Origin of the sequence: Staphylococcus sp. HMSC059F04 (assembly GCF_001812565.1) — a bacterium.
Classification (GTDB): Bacteria; Bacillota; Bacilli; order Staphylococcales; family Staphylococcaceae; genus Staphylococcus; species Staphylococcus lugdunensis.
The window spans coordinates 401,172-419,420 of sequence record NZ_KV809462.1; the positions used below are offsets into that span (position 1 = coordinate 401,172).

The 18,249-nt window shown below is 33.7% G+C and carries 16 protein-coding genes; 1 reads left to right on the forward strand and 15 read right to left on the reverse strand.

What is annotated here, in order from left to right:
- Window positions 1-5: 5 nt before the first annotated feature.
- Complete coding sequence (gene hflX / locus HMPREF2864_RS02425; RefSeq protein WP_002492660.1) at window positions 6-1,244, reverse strand: GTPase HflX; 1,239 nt, start codon at window positions 1,242-1,244, stop codon at window positions 6-8.
- A gap of 110 nt (window positions 1,245-1,354) precedes the next feature.
- Here hflX and HMPREF2864_RS02430 point away from each other — a divergent pair, with 110 nt between their 5' ends.
- Window positions 1,355-1,831, forward strand: coding sequence for a glutathione peroxidase (locus HMPREF2864_RS02430; RefSeq protein ID WP_002459237.1), 477 nt, complete (start codon window positions 1,355-1,357; stop codon window positions 1,829-1,831).
- Window positions 1,832-1,991: 160 nt separating this feature from the next.
- Here the strand turns inward: HMPREF2864_RS02430 and hfq are convergent, their stop codons facing one another.
- From hfq to HMPREF2864_RS02500, 14 genes are all read right to left on the reverse strand, one after another.
- The gene (hfq, locus tag HMPREF2864_RS02435; protein ID WP_002459238.1) at window positions 1,992-2,231 is read right to left on the reverse strand and encodes an RNA chaperone Hfq; all 240 of its coding nucleotides are present in this window, start codon (window positions 2,229-2,231) and stop codon (window positions 1,992-1,994) included.
- Window positions 2,228-3,181: a tRNA (adenosine(37)-N6)-dimethylallyltransferase MiaA gene (miaA, locus tag HMPREF2864_RS02440; RefSeq protein ID WP_002459239.1), complete on the reverse strand. Its 954-nt coding sequence runs from the start codon at window positions 3,179-3,181 to the stop codon at window positions 2,228-2,230. The genes hfq and miaA overlap by 4 nt, the downstream gene beginning before the upstream one ends.
- 6 nt (window positions 3,182-3,187) lie before the next feature.
- Entirely contained in the window at window positions 3,188-4,123 is a 936-nt protein-coding gene (locus HMPREF2864_RS02445; protein WP_002459240.1) for an alpha/beta fold hydrolase, read from the reverse strand.
- Window positions 4,124-4,374: 251 nt separating this feature from the next.
- Window positions 4,375-6,048 carry a glycerol-3-phosphate dehydrogenase/oxidase gene (locus tag HMPREF2864_RS02450; protein ID WP_070544870.1) on the reverse strand — a complete coding sequence of 558 codons (1,674 nt, stop codon included), beginning with the start codon at window positions 6,046-6,048 and terminating at the stop codon, window positions 4,375-4,377.
- 142 nt (window positions 6,049-6,190) lie between these two features.
- Window positions 6,191-7,690, reverse strand: a complete 1,500-nt coding sequence (gene glpK, locus HMPREF2864_RS02455) for a glycerol kinase GlpK (protein ID WP_002459243.1) — start codon at window positions 7,688-7,690, stop codon at window positions 6,191-6,193.
- Between the two features lie 92 nt (window positions 7,691-7,782).
- On the reverse strand, window positions 7,783-8,601 hold the full coding sequence (locus HMPREF2864_RS02460; RefSeq protein WP_002459244.1) for an MIP/aquaporin family protein: 819 nt from the start codon (window positions 8,599-8,601) through the stop codon (window positions 7,783-7,785).
- A 329-nt stretch (window positions 8,602-8,930) separates the two neighbouring features.
- Window positions 8,931-9,464, reverse strand: a complete 534-nt coding sequence (locus HMPREF2864_RS02465) for a glycerol-3-phosphate responsive antiterminator (RefSeq protein WP_002459245.1) — start codon at window positions 9,462-9,464, stop codon at window positions 8,931-8,933.
- 14 nt (window positions 9,465-9,478) lie between these two features.
- Window positions 9,479-11,392: a DNA mismatch repair endonuclease MutL gene (gene mutL / locus HMPREF2864_RS02470; protein WP_037540362.1), complete on the reverse strand. Its 1,914-nt coding sequence runs from the start codon at window positions 11,390-11,392 to the stop codon at window positions 9,479-9,481.
- Window positions 11,393-11,408: 16 nt separating this feature from the next.
- Window positions 11,409-14,018, reverse strand: coding sequence for a DNA mismatch repair protein MutS (mutS, locus tag HMPREF2864_RS02475; protein WP_002459247.1), 2,610 nt, complete (start codon window positions 14,016-14,018; stop codon window positions 11,409-11,411).
- A gap of 187 nt (window positions 14,019-14,205) precedes the next feature.
- A complete protein-coding gene (thiW, locus tag HMPREF2864_RS02480) occupies window positions 14,206-14,694 on the reverse strand; it encodes an energy coupling factor transporter S component ThiW (protein WP_070544871.1) in 489 nt (162 codons plus the stop codon).
- An 18-nt stretch (window positions 14,695-14,712) separates the two neighbouring features.
- A complete protein-coding gene (locus tag HMPREF2864_RS02485; RefSeq protein WP_002459249.1) occupies window positions 14,713-15,081 on the reverse strand; it encodes a YlbF/YmcA family competence regulator in 369 nt (122 codons plus the stop codon).
- Window positions 15,082-16,626, reverse strand: a complete 1,545-nt coding sequence (gene miaB, locus HMPREF2864_RS02490; RefSeq protein ID WP_002459250.1) for a tRNA (N6-isopentenyl adenosine(37)-C2)-methylthiotransferase MiaB — start codon at window positions 16,624-16,626, stop codon at window positions 15,082-15,084.
- A 186-nt stretch (window positions 16,627-16,812) separates the two neighbouring features.
- A complete protein-coding gene (locus HMPREF2864_RS02495; protein ID WP_070544872.1) occupies window positions 16,813-17,106 on the reverse strand; it encodes a thiamine-binding protein in 294 nt (97 codons plus the stop codon).
- 57 nt (window positions 17,107-17,163) lie between these two features.
- The gene (locus tag HMPREF2864_RS02500; RefSeq protein ID WP_037542965.1) at window positions 17,164-17,784 is read right to left on the reverse strand and encodes a poly-gamma-glutamate hydrolase family protein; all 621 of its coding nucleotides are present in this window, start codon (window positions 17,782-17,784) and stop codon (window positions 17,164-17,166) included.
- Window positions 17,785-18,249: the final 465 nt, after the last annotated feature.

Below are 18,249 nucleotides of genomic sequence, written 5' to 3' on the forward strand. Positions count from 1 at the left end.
TTTTGTTATTTTCTATATCCCGTAACCTCATAACAATTGTTTTGAGGATTAAAGTTCATTTCTTCTATTAGTGTATGCTGTTTCAAAAAGTATATGCGTTGTGCATTGGAACTTGCCACAGTTTCTGAATAATAAGTTAAACTTTCTTTTATCTGTTTAATTAACAACGCTTTGACCTTTGTAATATCTGAATGATGCTGTGTCGATACAAATTCAGATAATGATGATGACATTGGTAAAGCCATTGTAGAAGGGCATAAATCTCTTTTGTTAAACAATACAACTTGTGGAATTTGGTCCATTTCTAATTCTTGAATTAGCTGATTGACTGTTTCGTATTGTGAGCGAAATTCAGGGTGGCTCGCATCAACTATATGTAATAATATATCAGCATTTTTGGCTTCTTCTAAAGTGGATTTAAATGCAGCTACTAAAGTTGTTGGTAGTTTTTGAATAAATCCTACTGTGTCCGTAATTATCACATTAAATCCTTCATTTAGCTGGATTTGTCTAGTTTTAGGGTCTAGCGTAGCAAACAATAGATTTTGCTCATAAGTGCTTTCACCAGACAATACATTAAACCATGACGATTTACCTGCATTAGTATAGCCAACTAATGCTATTTGAAATACTTGATTTTGCTCGCGTTTATTTCGATATCTTTCTCGATGTTCAACTATTGTCTGTAATTGATGTTTAATTTCATTTATTCGTGTTCGAATATGTCGTCGATCCATTTCTAACTTGGTTTCACCAGGACCTCTCGTACCTATTCCTCCACCTAAACGTGACAAACTCTTTCCATGGCCTTGTAGTCTAGGTAGTAAATAATCTAACTGTGCTAATTCAACTTGTAACTTCCCTTCTTTGCTTTTAGCACGTAATGCAAAAATTTCTAGTATAAGTTGTGTGCGGTCAATAATCTTAACATCTAACGCATCATTTAAACTTTTGGACTGTGCTGTCGTTAATTCATCATTTGCTACAACGACATCTATATCATGTAAATCAATAAATGCTTTAATTTCATCGATTTTACCTTTACCAACATAATATTTATGATCAACTTGTTGTCGATTTTGTGTTATTTGACTAACCACTTCAAGCTGGCATGTCTGTGATAAGGCCTGTAATTCTTGCATAGTTGAATCATAATCAAATTGATTATCTACTTGGGCATTTACACCGACTAGAACTGCAGTTTCTCGTTTCTGTTGTGTGCTATATGCTGCTTGTTGCACCATAGTATGCATCTCCTTAATCTTGCTACTCAAATCATTCTAACACAGTGCTTTATTTAAGACTATCTGCATAAATTATGTTAAATTAAAGATAAATTGAAAGGGTGAATAGAATGGAAAATATTTATGATATTGTCGTTCAAACTTCAGATGGTAAAGACTATAAATTAGAAAAATATAAAGGGGACGTCATGCTCATCGTGAATACTGCAAGTGAGTGTGGTTTTACACCTCAATTTGAAGGACTTCAAGAGATTTATGATAAATACAAAGAACAAGGTCTTGTCGTATTAGGTTTTCCATGTAATCAATTCGGTGGTCAAGAACCTGGTTCTGGTGCTGAAGCTAATCAAAATTGTAAAATTAATTATGGTGTCACATTCCCTATTCACGAAAAAATTGATGTAAAGGGAGAGCATCAACATCCATTATTTAGATTTTTAACTGACGCGCAACATGGTATGTTTAATGAGAAAATTAAATGGAATTTTACGAAGTTTTTAGTTGATCGTCAAGGTCATGTGGTTAAACGTTTTTCTCCTCAAAAGAAACCTGCACAATTACATGAAGCAATTGAAGCTCTTTTATAACACAAAAAGGCATCCAGTTCGTTTTTAGCGAGCTGGATGCTTTTTACAAACAACTAACGATATTATTTTAATGCGTTATCGCCTATGTTTGTAAACATGTGTAGTAACCGAATACTTCGCTTACTTAGATATGATGATTAAAAGCTTGTAAGCTTATAACCTATTCTTCGCTGTTTGTTTCAACAGTGTCTGAGCCTTCTGTATCTACAGCAAAAGTACTGATCGCATGTTTGTAAATCAAATGTTGTTTACCTTGAGATACGATGTTGACAACATATTTGTCAAAGTCTTCAATAACACCTTTCATTTGGAAACCATTTAAGAAGAAGACAGTGACTTCTGTTTGATTCACTTTAAAATTTTCTAGTGTTTGGTCTTGGATGTTGTGATTTGCAATCATTTTACAGAACTCCTTTTATTTATTTGGGTTGTAATCTCATCTAACATCATTTGAAGCGACATGTTCTCTTTATCTAACCATCGCACTTTCATCTTATTCTTGAACCAAGTCAGTTGTCTTTTGGCGTATTGTCTCGAATGCTGTTTCAATTTATCAACTGCATAAGACAATGTTTCTTCACCTTTGACCACAGGAATTAGCTCTTTATAGCCAATTGCTTGCATGCTCTGTTCATGCTCATATCCTGATTCAAGCAGTGCTTCCACTTCCCTAAATAATCCGTTGGTCAACATAATATCAACTCGTTTATTTATTTTAAAATATAATGTTTCACGCGACATTTCAATCCCTACTAATAATGTATCATAATTTTCTGTAAATTGTTGAACTTTCTTGCGTGAACTTAAAAGTTTTTCTGTTTTTAAATAATATTCTATTGCCCTAAGCACTCTTTTTCGATTATTAGGGTGTATTTCTAAAGCAGATTTTGAATCAAATGTATTTAAATATTGATGTAAATGATCATTATCTAATTCTTCTAATTCATTCATTTTTTTTGCGACTTCACGTTTCTTTTCAGCTGTAATTTCTTCCTTTTCAAATGGATAATTATAAATCAGTGATTGAATATACAAACCTGTACCGCCTGCAATAATAGGAATTTTCCCTCTCGCAGTGATATCTGCGATGCATTGTTCTGCACGTTTTTTAAATTCGTATGCCGAAAAGGCTTCATCTGGATTTAAAATATTGATAAGATGATGCGGTACACCTTCCATTTCTTCTTGTGTTACTTTTGCTGTACCTATATCCATTTGTCTGTACACTTGCATTGAATCGCCACTAATCACTTCACCATTTATTTTCTTAGCTAGGGCGACACTCAATTCAGTTTTCCCTGATGCCGTTGGACCAACGACAACAACGATAAACGGCTTTTTGCTCATCATATTTTACTATCCTCTCTCGTTTGTTCGCTTCAAAATATGTTTTTCAATCCATTCAAACATGTGATTCCATGTTAAATCATAATTATCTTCAAATAATATTTCATGTCTTTTGAATTTATATAGTTGTACCGTGATATGTTTTATACCTGCTCGTTTAAATTTTCGTCCTAGCTTACGCACACCTTTGCCGTAATCACCAAATGGATCTTCCTTACCTGATATCAACAAAATCGGTAGCTTACTATTTATCTTCTTGAGTTCTTTTTTCCATGATGTCACCATCATATATTTAACCGTTTGATAGATAAGTTGATTAGACACTAAAAAGCCACAGTATTCATCTTCAACATATTTATCTACTTCTGCACGTTGAGAAGATAGCCAATCGCTTGGCGTTTGAGGATTGTCGATACGTTTATTAAATGATTTATAAACGAGTTGATTTACCCATTTTAGACGCTTTCTTCTACCTAGGCATAAAGCTATAAGTTTAAGACTAACTACTGCTGGAATGGCTTTCCATAATGGAAATTGACCTGTCCCCGTCAAAATTAAGCCATCAGCAACATCAGGGTATTGTTCAACAAAACGACGCGCAATAATTGACCCCATTGAGTGACCCAAAACAATATATGGCAATTTGCCAAAGTCACCATATATTGTCCGTGCGATTTCTTCTGCATCTTGAGCTACAATACGCAAATCATCATAGTGTCCGCGTTCATGAATCGTTATTTCCTTTCCATGTCCTCGATGATTATGACGAATCACGTCGTAACCATGTAGATTAAATGCATGGACTAAATTATCATATCTATCCATATGCTCTGCCATACCATGAAAAATATGTACTACGCCAATTGTGGTCTTATGCGCTTTATTAAGTTTAACTTCCAACATTGTGCCATCTTCAACGGTGATATAAAACGTGCCTTGGCTCACATATATGCCCCCTAAAATGAAATATCATGTACTATGTATAAAATTCAGTGTTATATTTTAATATACCTTTACTTATCACTGTTATCAAATGGTTTGCTTTTGTTGAAAAGCTTAGCCAAAGCTCATTATCTTCAAAATAATTAGTAAAAACGCCTATATTATTAAACAAGAAATAACACCCTGAAAATTAGACCTCCGCCTACTTTTCAAGGTGTTACTCGTTTATATAACAATATTTTTACACATAATACTTATGCTTTTACAGCAGGTTGATCATTGCCAGTTTGAGCCTCATCAATAGCTTGATCTAGTTCAGCAGTGAATTGTATCTTCTGCGCAGGCGTATAGTTCAATAAATTACTTAACACTTCGATAACACCTGCTTTATAGGCTAAAACATCTTGAATATTAAAATACAATTTACCTGTTCGGCGTACCAAGAAGTCGGTTGGTTTATATACCATTTCATTTTGAACACTATAAATAAGTTCAACATAAATTTCAAGTGGTAAATCAATATCGTGCAATTGTGCAGTTTGTGCAATATTAAACAATTGATCTACATTAGATCCGTATTTTGAAGCAAGACATCGTGCAACATTTTCATCGATATGGAATGCTTTTGCTTCTTGGACTTTTTGTTCAACAAATTGATTAAAGTTCTTACTTCCACCAACGTCACCACCAGAAATTGGTAAATGTTTCGTTGCACACGCATCGAATGTTAAACCATATTGCTGCTTCAATCGCTTAGCTAATAAGTTAACTATATCCAATGCCATATGACGATATCCTGTGAGTTTACCGCCTGCAATTGTTAGAAGACCTGAATCTCCTTCCCATACTTCATCTTTACGTGATATTTCTGAAGGATCTTTGCCTTCTTCTAAAATTAATGGACGCACACCAGCCCATGTAGATTCAATATCACTATCCGTCACTTGAACATCGGGGAACATATAATTAATAGCGTCTATAATATAATCTCGATCTTCTTGTGTCACTAAAGGTGATGCTTTGTCATTATCATAGAATGTATCTGTAGTACCTACATATGCTTTACCTTCACGTGGTATGGCAAAAATCATGCGTCCGTCATTCTCTGTATCGAAATATACCGCTTGTTGTAATGGGAATTTAGATTGATCAATAACTACATGAATACCTTTAGTAAGACGTAATTGTTTATTATTTCTAGCATAATCACCGCTTCTTACTTCATCAACCCATGGTCCAGCAGCATTGATTACTTTTTTTGCTTTAATTTGATAAGTTTCATTTGAAAGTTGATCTTTAACTTCTACGCCATTCACTTTGCGCTTTGTATCGTAAATAAAGTGTTCTGATTTCGTATAATTTATGATATCCGCACCTTGTTCGGCAGCTTTTTTTATAACTTCAATTGTTAATCTAGCATCATCCGTGCGATATTCTACATAATAGCCTCCGCCTTTTAACCCTGCTTTTTTTACTAGAGGTTCTTTGGCCAAGGTTTCTTTTTTAGATAACATTTTTTTACGCTCTGCTTTTTTAACACCTGCTAATCGGTCATACATTGCTAAACCAATTGATGTGCTAAATTTGCCAAAGGTTCCACCCTTATGCATAGGTAACAGCATCCATTCCGGAGTTGTAACGTGTGGACCATTTTCATAAACAATGGCGCGCTCTTTACCCGTTTCAGCTACGACACCTACTTGTAGTTGTTTTAAATAACGTAAACCTCCGTGAACAAGCTTCGTTGAGCGTGAGCTCGTTCCTTGTGCAAAGTCTTGCATTTCTACTAATGCGACCTTCATTCCACGCTGGCTTGCATCTAAAGCAATACCTGCGCCCGTAATACCTCCACCAATAATTACCACATCATAATCTTTATGCTTTAAATTTTGTTTGATTGCTTCTCTTTTTAACGTTGATAATGTCATCGTCATACCCCTCCTATATTAGATAAAAAAAGAGAGACCTGTCCCAATACAAAGTACTGTCAAACAGATCTCTTCTTCTCAAGATAAATATTAACTTATTAAAAGTATAACACAAATTAAAACACTACGTCTATTTCATAGTTTATTGTTCAAGTTTGAAAATTTGTGTTGCCTCGACTGCTTTTTTCCATCCTTTATAAAGCTTAGTTCGTTCTTGATCTTCCATTTGTGGTTCGAATTCTTTTTCTAGTTTCCAACGATGTGCAATTTCATCTTTACTATCCCAAAAACCAACAGCTAATCCAGCTAAATATGCTGCACCTAACGCCGTTGTTTCTTGAATTTCCGGTCTTTCAACTGGCGTATCCACAATATCCGCTTGGAATTGCATTAAGAAATTATTTTTTACTGCGCCGCCATCGACACGTAAGTTGTTAACTTCTATATTAGAATCTTTAGACATCGCTTCCATAACATCTCGTGTTTGATAGCATAATGATTCTAAAGTAGCTCGTATAAAGTGTTCTTTTTCTGTGCCACGTGTTAATCCGAATATTGCACCTCGTGCCTCAGCATCCCAGTATGGTGTTCCTAATCCTACAAATGCAGGTACGACATAAACCCCTTCAGTTGATTCTACACGTGTCGCATAATTTTCACTTTGCGGTGCAGAATTAATCATTCTTAAACCATCTCGTAACCATTGAATAGCCGAACCTGATACAAAGATAGAACCTTCTAACGCATAGTTCACTTTGCCATCAAGACCATATGCAATCGTCGTCAATAAACCACTTTCAGATTTAACAGCCTTTTCACCTGTATTCATTAACATAAAGCCACCAGTGCCATATGTATTTTTCACATCTCCACGATCAAAACATGCTTGACCAAATAAAGCAGCTTGTTGATCTCCGGCAATACCACTAATCGGCACTTCTTGACCAAAGAAATGGTAACTAATTGTTTTCGCATAAATTTCACTTGAAGCTTTGACTTCCGGTAACATATTGCGTGGAACATCCAAAATTTCAAGTAATTCGTCGTCCCATTTTAAATCATAAATATTGAACATTAAGGTACGGCTAGCATTGGTATAATCAGTAACATGTGCTTCTTTACCAGATAGTTTCCACACAAGCCACGAATCTATAGTTCCAAATAACAATTCACCATTAGCTGCTTTTTCGCGTGCCCCTTCAACATGGTCTAAAATCCATTTTACTTTCGTACCAGCGAAATAAGGATCTAATAATAATCCAGTACGATCACGGAATTTTTCCTCGTGTCCTTGTTCTTTTAATTCTTGACAAATTCCTTGTGTTTGACGTGATTGCCATACGATAGCATGATAAATAGGACGTCCTGTATTTTTATCCCAAACAACTGCCGTTTCACGTTGATTTGTAATACCAATCCCCTCAATCTGATTGGCATTGACATTATTCTCATTTAATACTTCAGCCATAACTGATAACACCGACGTCCAAATTTCATTCGCATCGTGTTCTACCCAACCAGATTGTGGGAAATATTGTTTGAATTCTCGTTGTGAAACACCTTTGATTTCTCCATCTTTGTTAAATAAAATGGCACGAGAACTTGTAGTTCCTTGATCAATTGATAAAATATACTTTTCCATTTAATGGCCACTCCTTTAGTCTTTTAGCTTAGAAACTGTACAAATGAAATAACTACTAAATTATGCCAATACTAACACAATTTTATTATTAATTAATAAATCGTTTCAATATCATCACTTTGCACAATTTTATTTAAAACAAAACCTAGTATTACAGTTAATATAACTACAATAATGCCAATAATCGATATTGTAGTTAAATGTCCTTTATAGAACAACTGATATAATGCGGCACCTAGCATTCCACCAGCGATAGGTCCAAGAACCGGAACAATTGCATACGCCCAATTAGATGCGCCTTTACCTGCAATAGGTAACAATGCGTGAGCAATACGTGGTCCTAAATCACGTGCTGGATTAATAGCATAACCAGTTGTACCACCTAGGCTTAGACCAATAGCTATAATTAAACTTCCAATAATGATAGGATTTAACCCATCAGCAATCTTATTGATACCTATAAATAAAATTCCCATTGTCAAAATGGTAGTTCCAATAATCTCACTAATAAAATTGGCCATATAATTTTTGATAGCTGGACCAGTTGAAAAGACGCCTAATTTAGCGCCTTGATCATCAGTTGCTTTCCAATGAGGCAAGTACATAAGCCACACTAGAACACCTCCGACAATGCCACCTAACATTTGTGCCAAAATATAACCAGGTAATTGTGTCCAACTAAAACTACCATCCATGGCTAAAGCAACAGTAACTGCTGGGTTTAAATGTGCGCCTGAAATATTACCAACTGCATAGACCCCCATCGTCACGGCCAATCCCCATCCAAACGAAATAACTATCCAGTCTGACTTGTGTCCCAATGTCCGCTTTAAATTAACATTTGCGCACACGCCACCACCAAACAAAATTAATATAGCAGTACCTAAAAATTCTGCTACGTATACATTCATTAAAATAACCTCCTAAACAAAAAAATCTCCACAATGCATACCTCATTGTAGAAATCTCCTCGTCTCTTATTCTATTATTAACTTGGAACTATCATACTATCGGCATGTAAGCGTTGTCAATATTTTGTTTTAAATCGAGTCTTATATTTACTCTAATATTTGAAAATTACAACAATTTTTTATTTAAGCAAGCAGCGGGCTCAAAGTCAAGGTTTACTTTATTGCCCGCCACATATAATTAATCTCATTACCTACACATCATTAAACTTATCATTTTTATTGGTTAATCATTTAATATCATTCTTAATATCATAGGTTATATTGATAAACTACCAAAGACTGCGATCACTAGTAGTTACATAGCTCGCCCCATTTGACACAGCTTCCTCAATTTCTCTTTTTTCGCTAATCAAACCACCAGCGATAACTTCTGTCTTTGTACTTTGTTTAATTATTTTTACAATTTTACTGGCAACACCTGGTAATACTTCTACATAATCAGGCTGAACCTTTTGTATTAATCTAATACTTCGATTTAATGCTTGGCTATCAATAATAAATACTCTAAATATCGTTGTTTTATTTAATGATTTGGCTTTTTGAATCACTTTTGTTTTGGTAGAAACAATACCTTTGGGTTGATAGGTTTGAATAATATATTCACAAGCAAATTCATCATGACTCATACCTTTAATCAAATCAACATGAATGTATGCTGAGATATCATGCTGTGCTAATAGTTCCATAACACTTTTCAAATGTCCTATATGCATATCTAGAAGGACACAAGATTTATAGTCGGTTTCTGTCAGCTTTTCTAAATCTTTCATATTTCTAATTGCCGGTAAAACATTATCATTCATGCGCACTGTCCTTTCTAAACAACTCTTTTAAATAGTTTTTCTAATTCATAATTTGAAAAGTTAATAATAATAGGTCTTCCGTGTGGACATGTAAATGGATCTTCGGCTTTTCTTAACTGATCAATTAAATCTGCCATTTCATTTATTTTAAGATAGTGATTTGCTTTAATTGACTTCTTACAGCTCATCATAATTGCAGCATCTTCGCGCAATTTTTTTATATCAATTTTTTTATGTTCTAATACTAACTCAATCATATCTTTAATAATGTCTTCAACATCTGCTTTCGGCAACCATACTGGATAGCTATTTACAATATAGTCACTACCTCCAAAATGCTCTAAATGCACGCCTACTTTATCTAACTCCGATTGATATTGGTTTATAATGATTTGTTCATCTTTTGAAAAATGAAAGGTCATAGGTATAAGTAAATCTTGTACCTCATTAGTAACCTCTCCTATTTTATCTCTAAAATATTCATATTTTATCCGTTCTTGAGCAGCGTGCTGATCTATCATAAACATGCCATTTTCATTTTGTGCAATAATATAAGTTCCATGTACTTGACCAACAATTTCCATATAAGGGACACGACGCGATGGTGTCTTACTAACCGTACCTTTAATATCTTCTTGTTCCAATAATGAACTATTGCTAGATGTACTATTTTCTAGCTCAGACAAAAATTCTTTTTGTCGTTCAAAGTAATCATCATTTGAATTTCGTTTATTATAAGTAGAGTCAACTGGTTGCACTGTTTCCTCATTGAAATCATCAGATGTCGTTGTCTGTTCTAATTCATTTGAAGCTCGTTCACTAGATGTGTCATTTGAGTTAGTATTTTGTCGTTGTTTCTCAAAATCCATTTGTTGTTGTTCAAATGTATGCAGAACTTTATTCTTTTTCGGCTTCTCATCCCATTTATTTTGTGGTATTAAAATCCGATCATGGAATGCCTCTCTTATCTTTTCAACGATAAGTTGATACAACTGCTCCTCTTTTGACAATCGCACTTCTAATTTTGTGGGATGTACATTAACATCTACTAGTATAGGATCCATTTTAATATTAATATAACAAATTGGATAACGACCAATCATCATCAACGTGTGATAACCTTCAACAATCGCTTTATTAAGAATGAAATTTTTAATATAACGACCATTAATAAAGATAGAAATATAATGTTTATTACTTCTAGAATGTTCAGGTTTAGCCACGTAACCTTCTATATGGTAATCACTTGTATCACCAGTAATATGAACTAAATCTTTAGCTACTTTCATACCATAAATATCAGCCATAACCTCATTTGTTTTTCCAGAACCATTTGTTTGCAACATTATTTTACCATCTGATACTAAAGAAAAACGAATATCTGGATGACTCATTGCCATACGATTCACAATATCAGTTATTTTACCCAATTCGGTATATAAACTTTTAATATATTTTAAACGTGCCGGCGTGTTATAAAATAATGACTCGACTTTAACATCTGTACCTTTTCTAGCTTTCGCAGGCTTTTTATGCACGATTTGACCATTTTCAGCATAAATCTCATGACCTTGTTCGTTATCAGTACACGTCGTTAAAGTAACCTTTGCAACAGAAGAGATACTTGCTAATGCTTCGCCTCTAAATCCTAATGTTCGTATATGAAACAAATCGTCATCATCATGCAGCTTACTTGTAGCATGTCTATGAAACACTAAATCTAAATCGTCGGCCTCTATACCTGAGCCATTATCAACTACACGAATCGACGAGATACCAGATTCTTCAACTTCTACATTAATTTCAGTTGCATCAGCATCGATTGCATTTTCTAATAATTCTTTTACTACTGAACTAGGTCTCTCAACTACTTCGCCAGCTGCAATTTTATTAGCTAAAGAGGTTTGTAACTCTTTTATTTTTCCCATTTCATTTCACCTCATTTTATAACTTTTTTTGTAATTCATTTAGTTTAATTAATGCATCAAGTGGTGTCATATTGGAAATATTTAATGTTCTAATTTCAGCTTCAATTTCACTTTCTGTGGTTACATCGTCGAATAAGCTAAAGGTTGTTTGTTCATATGCTGGTTTTACAGCTTGATTTTCAGAGTCTTTCAGATATGCTGATTGTGATTCTGCAATATATGCATCTTTATTGTCTTGCGACCGTATCTGTGACGATTGCGTCGATTTTTGTTCGAATTGGTCAAGAATAACTTGTGCTCTTTCAATCACTTCGTTAGGTAAATCTGCTAATTTGGCAACTTGAATACCATAGCTATCATCTACCGCACCATCTTTAACCTTATGTAAGAAAATAAGTTCTCCTTGGTACTCGTCAGCTGCAACATGCACATTTTTCAAACAGCTTAATTCTTGATCTAGATCTGTTAATTCATGGTAATGCGTTGAAAATAGTGTTTTAGCGTGTGATGTTTTTGCGACATACTCTATCATTGATTGAGCTAAAGCTAAGCCATCGTATGTTGATGTGCCACGCCCAATTTCATCAAAGATTATTAAACTGTCCGCCGTAGCATAAGTTAATGCTTTTTGTGCTTCTAACATTTCAACCATAAATGTACTCTTACCTGAAACTAAGTCATCGGCAGCACCAATACGCGTAAATATTTGATCAAATATTGGTAATGTCGCTTTATCACAAGGAACAAATGAACCCATTTGCGCCATAATACTTATAATAGCCACTTGTCGCATATATGTTGACTTACCAGACATATTTGGCCCAGTTATCAAATAAATAAAGTTCTCTTTATTTAACAAGCAATCGTTAGGGACATAATCATTGTGATCCATCACTCGTTCAACAACAGGATGACGAGAATTTTCTAAATTCAATGTCTTATTCTCGCTAAACTGAGGTCTTGTGTAATTATAGCGTTGTGCGATTTCGGCAAAGCTTTGCAAACAATCTAATTCCGAAATGATTTTTGCTTGTTGCTGAAGTTTCTCAGTATACGTTTTAATATGCTCGCGTAATTTTACAAATAATTGATACTCTAGTTCAACTGCTTTATCTTCAGCCCCAAGTATAATGTCTTCTTTTTCTTTTAATTCATCAGTAATAAATCTTTCTGCATTAGAAAGTGTTTGTTTACGATGATAACCATAATCAGTCGGATTAAATCCTTGTAAATTTGCTCTTGTAATTTCAATGAAATAACCAAAGACTTTATTAAAACTAATTTTTAAAGATTTAATACCTGTTTTTTCTCTTTCTCTAGCTTGTAATTGCGCTAACCAGCTTTTTCCATTTTGAGACGCATCCAAATATTCATCTAACTGCTGATTAAAACCACGTTTAAATAGTCCACCATCTTTAACAGATATAGGCGGTTCTTCCACAATACTATTTTCCAATATATCTAATAGGTCATCTAAAGGTTCCAATTTATCAAATTGCTGACTAAATGTTTGATCCATTTCTAACAATAATTGTTTAATATGTGGGATTTCTGATATGGAATGTTTCAATTGAATTAAATCTCGAGCATTAACATTACCGTAACTTACTCGACCAACAAGTCGCTCTACATCATAAACTTGATTCAAATAACCTCTTAATGTATCTCTTTCAATAAAAGCGTTTATTAGCTGATCAACAGCATTTAAGCGATGTTCTATTTCTTGTTGTTGAATTAAGGGACGATCAATCCATTGCTTTAATCGTCTAGCACCCATCGGCGTTTTTGTTTCATCCATCAACCACAATAAAGTGCCTTTTTTTGATTTTAATCGAATACTTTCTGTCAATTCTAGATTTCGTTTTGCATAGTAATCCATTTTCATAAAATCAATTGCAGCATATTCTTTCACATCTTCAATATGAGACAAATCTCTTTTTTGAGTATGATGAATATAATCTAACAATAATTGTGTTGCTTCGAACATCAAGGTTTCTTTTTTGGGATTTACCTCATATACGTTTTGAGAAAGTGATTCATTGACTGTAATCGTTTCAGTGGTCAAATTTATTTGTCGCGTAAGCGCATCAGACAACGCTTGATTAACAACAATTTCATTCGGATTAATCGTAGTTATTTCATTTAACAGTGTCGATGTACCTTCAAATTGTGTTGTCTTCAATTCACCTGTAGAAACATCACAATAGCTAAGTGCTATTTGATTTTGTCTTTGAATAAAACTCAATATATAATTATTTTGTTTGTCATCCACCCCGCCTTGCTCCATTACAGTACCAGGTGTGACAATACGTACTACTTCTCTTTTCACCATTCCTTTGGTTTGCTTTGGATCTTCCATCTGTTCACAAATAGCAACTTTATATCCATTATTTATCAAAGTTTCAATATAGCTATTTGCCGAATGATACGGTACGCCACACATTGGAATAGGTTTTTCTTTTTTGGCATCTCTTTTCGTTAAAGTAATTTCAAGAACTCGTGATGCTTCTTTAGCATCATCAAAGAACATTTCATAAAAATCGCCTAATCGAAAGAATAATAAACAATCATTATATTGTGCTTTTATGTTTAAATATTGTTGCATCATAGGTGTTACATTTGCCATTTATTATTCACAACCTTATTTCTTTTTACTTTTTGATTTATATTATTATTAAAATTATTTGCCTTCGTTAACTTATATATTTTAACATAACTATAAACAAGTCGCCTATTGATATTATCTTTTAAAGTTTAACATAAAAAAACATTGACTTTTGCAGCTATAAACGCATAAGTCAATGTTTTAGGCTCTACTTAAAGCGATCAAGTAAACCTCGTTTTTTTAAAATAATCAATAATATATAGCTTATTACTGCACCAATCACACTAGAAACAATAAAAGCTAACATTAATGGTTTAACAACAAAATTGTGAAATCCTAATATCCAAGCCATTGGTATACACATCAAACTACCAATAATACCCGTACCAATAACTTCTCCAATAGCAGCTATAAAGATATGTTTTTTATACATATAAAATAAACTTGCTAAAAACACACCAATCATGCTACCTGGAAATGCAAAGAAGCTACCTGTATTAAATGTGATTCTGATAATTGATGAGATAAGTGCTTGTCCTAAGCCATACCATGGTCCAACAAATACTGCACATAAAACATTGATAAAATGCTGTACTGGTGCTGCTTTGATTGGTCCTACCGGTATAACAATGATACTGCTTAAGACAACGTTAATGGCAATAAGTATGGCAGTCACAGTTAACTTCTTTGTGTTCATAAGATTACAATCCTTTCACTATTGATTACTATGTTCATCAGTATGATGTTCATTTAATCTATTTTCCATTGTGCTAATCATCAATTGTAGAAATTCATTAGCTTCAAATTGCGCGCTTTTAAATTCATCTACAATAGGCAAATGATTAATTTCTGCTTCAAGATGATTAATTTCATCTTCTGATTGTTCAAACGCATGTTGTTTACCATAATTCTGAAAGTTGACCGATTGCTTTTGTTGCTTTTTAAGCTGATTCATCTTTGTTGCAATCGTCTTATTTTGATGAATTTGTTGTTCGACACGCTGATAGGTTTGGATAATATCCAATTTTTCAATATTCTTTGTTATCCCATCGGCATACGTTAAAATATCTTTTTTTGAATACATTTAAGGCGTCACCAACGTTTGTTGAGTGAATCTAACAAAGGTACCATTTAATGAATATTGTTTAGCTTCATCAATTTTCACTTCTACTAATTGACCAATCGCTTCTTTAGGACCTTTAAAATTCACTAATTTATTTTTACCAGTATATCCAGCTAGTACTGTGTCATCTTTTTTACTTGTGCCTTCACATAATACAGTCACAGTTGTGTTTTCATAATGGCTCATAGCTTGTTGTGAATACTGTCCAACCTTTTGATTTAAACGTTGTAATCGTTGTTTTTTCACTTCTAGCGGTACATTATCTTTCATTTTAGCAGCTGGTGTGCCATCGCGCTGCGAGTATAAATACGTATAAGCATGTTCGAAAGCCACTTCATCGTATAGTGTTAACGTTTCTTCAAATTGATCTTCTGTTTCGTTAGGGTAGCCAACAATAATATCAGTTGTTAAAGCAATATTCGGAATAGCCGCTTTAATCTTTGATACTAATTCTAAATAACTTTCACGCGTATATTTACGCCCCATAATTTTTAACACTGCATTATTTCCTGATTGAACCGGAAGATGAATATGTGGCACAATATTACCACCTTGCGCAATCACTTGTATCATTCTGTCAGTAAAATCCCATGGATGACTTGTTGTAAATCTAACTCTAGGAATATCAATTTTAGAAATAGCTTCAAGTAAGTCGCCAAGCTCATAATCTATATCTTCAATATCTTTCCCATAAGAGTTAACATTTTGACCTAATAACGTGATTTCTTGATAACCTTCACGTGCAAGTTCTTTGACTTCCGCAATAATATCTTCTGGTCTACGACTACGTTCCTTTCCTCTTGTGAAAGGAACAATACAATACGTACAAAACTTATCACAACCATACATGATATTCACCCATGCTTTAATATTGCCTTCTCTCACTTTCGGCAAGTTTTCAATGATGTCCCCCTCTTTGGACCACACATCAACAACCATTGCTTTAGACATATATGCCTCTTCAAGAATTTCTGGCAATTTATGGATATTATGTGTGCCAAAAATCATATCGACATTTTGATATGACTTTAAAATTTTATTGACTACTGATTCTTCTTGCGACATACAACCACAAACACCAATTAGGCAATCAGGTCTATTTTTCTTTAGGTGTTTTAAATTTCCAATCTCACTAAACACCTTATTCTCGGCATTTTCACGGATAGCACAAGTGTTTATAAGTATGACATCTGCTTCTTGAATATCAGAGGTGGATTGATAACCTAGTGCTTCTAAAATACCGGCCATTACTTCTGTATCGTGCGCATTCATCTGACAACCATATGTTTTAATTAAAAATGTACGTCCTTGACCGATATTGCGATATTTATCCTCTATCTGAAAATCTCGATTATATTGTACTTGTTGTTTCCCACGTTTTTTAGCTTCTTTTAAACTAGGCGGCTGATAAACCGTCTCAAAGTACTTGCTATAATCTTTTTCTTCTTTTTTATTACGTTCACTTAAAATATCTATCGTACCAGCTTTTCTTTGCTCTTCATTCACTTAAAAAATCCTTTCCATATGCCCTTTTTATCATTATTCCATTATATTAAATTTAGCTATAAAGTGCAAAATGCCTTCATTCTGAATTTTAAAGACATCTTTATTATAAAAAAATTAGGGCAAGAAAAAGGTCAATACATTGTCCTTTAAGCTTACCCCATCACTATTTATTATTTAAATCGTAGCTTATCCATCATATTTTCCTGTTAAAGTTTCAATCGAAATACCTTCGGGTACATGATAAAACTTAACTTGGCTAATAATACTTGAACATTCTAATTCAACCATTCTCTCGTTCAATTTTTGAATGAGAATTAAACAAGCACTCATTTCACCTTGTACTGTTGTTTCAAGCGGACCTACTCGATAATGCAGTCCAGATTGTTCTATCAATTTAATAGCTTCGTCAACATATAGGATTACATCATCATTTTGTGGTGTCTTTGGTATAATTTGAATACTCATTAATGTATCTTGCATCATTATCACCTCGAAAAAATTGTTCTTTATGTTCATCATATCATTTTTATCTTATATTTAGTTAACTTGAGATGTTGATTCTACAATTGCTTGTGCTATCTGATACATTAAGTTACTCCAATTATCTTTATTAGTTCGATTGTGATAGCCGTATTTTCCATTTTTAAATAATTGTTTTCTGAGTGCCGATGTTAATTCTAGTTGTACACCCGCACCAAGTTGATTACAATTAACAATATTATTTGATTGTTTGCCTGACATGTTGCTTGGGGCATGCGCCACTTTTATACCTATTTGTTTCAGACTATTGCTTATTTTTTTACTCAGCAGTTCATCTTTACCTCCAATATAGACTATTGGACTTTCACCTTTACATCCATGTATAGCAATTGTTCTTTCACTCCGTTTTACAAGATCTATCGCTATTTTATTATCATAATGAATTGAAGTCACATGCAGTTCTTGATTCCCCTTGCTTCTCATTCCATTAAAAACAAAGTAATTATAGTTACCTTCTTTGGCTATCAGTTTTGTTAACTCTGTAGTTGCTGGCTCAATTCCGCCACCATGTGGGGCAATAATAACCACTTGACTGTGATTATCTTCCGTTTCAATCTTCCAATCTTGATGTTCAGCTGTTTGTTGTTCCAATGTCTCCATCGTTTTAAATTTATCCATCATACATCACTCCTTTATACAACTTATATTTCATATTACCTATTTTAGAAGTTATAAAAGTGATTTACAGAAAATAAATAAAATTTCAATTTATTAAAAATAAACAGCAGAGACATAATCCAAAATAATAGAACCTCAAACATGATTATTATGTTCGAGGCTCTTAACTATATATTGACAGTAGTAGACTAAATTGAAAATGCACTGATACCCAGCTTTTTCTATCCTAGTCAACCTTGACTGGGTGGAAATAAGAACTCAAAATGAATGCTGTCCCGCTTCCTTATTTTATATTTAATACTCTATGTTGTATGGCTTCGCGTCTTTAGGATTCTATATCAGTCACACTGGCTTGCTTTGTTAGAAAAACTGTTCTAGCCAGTTACGCTGTGCTTGGATCCCAACAAAGGGAAATACAACAACCATTTCTACAATTAACATATGTTGCAATCAATATGCGTTAAC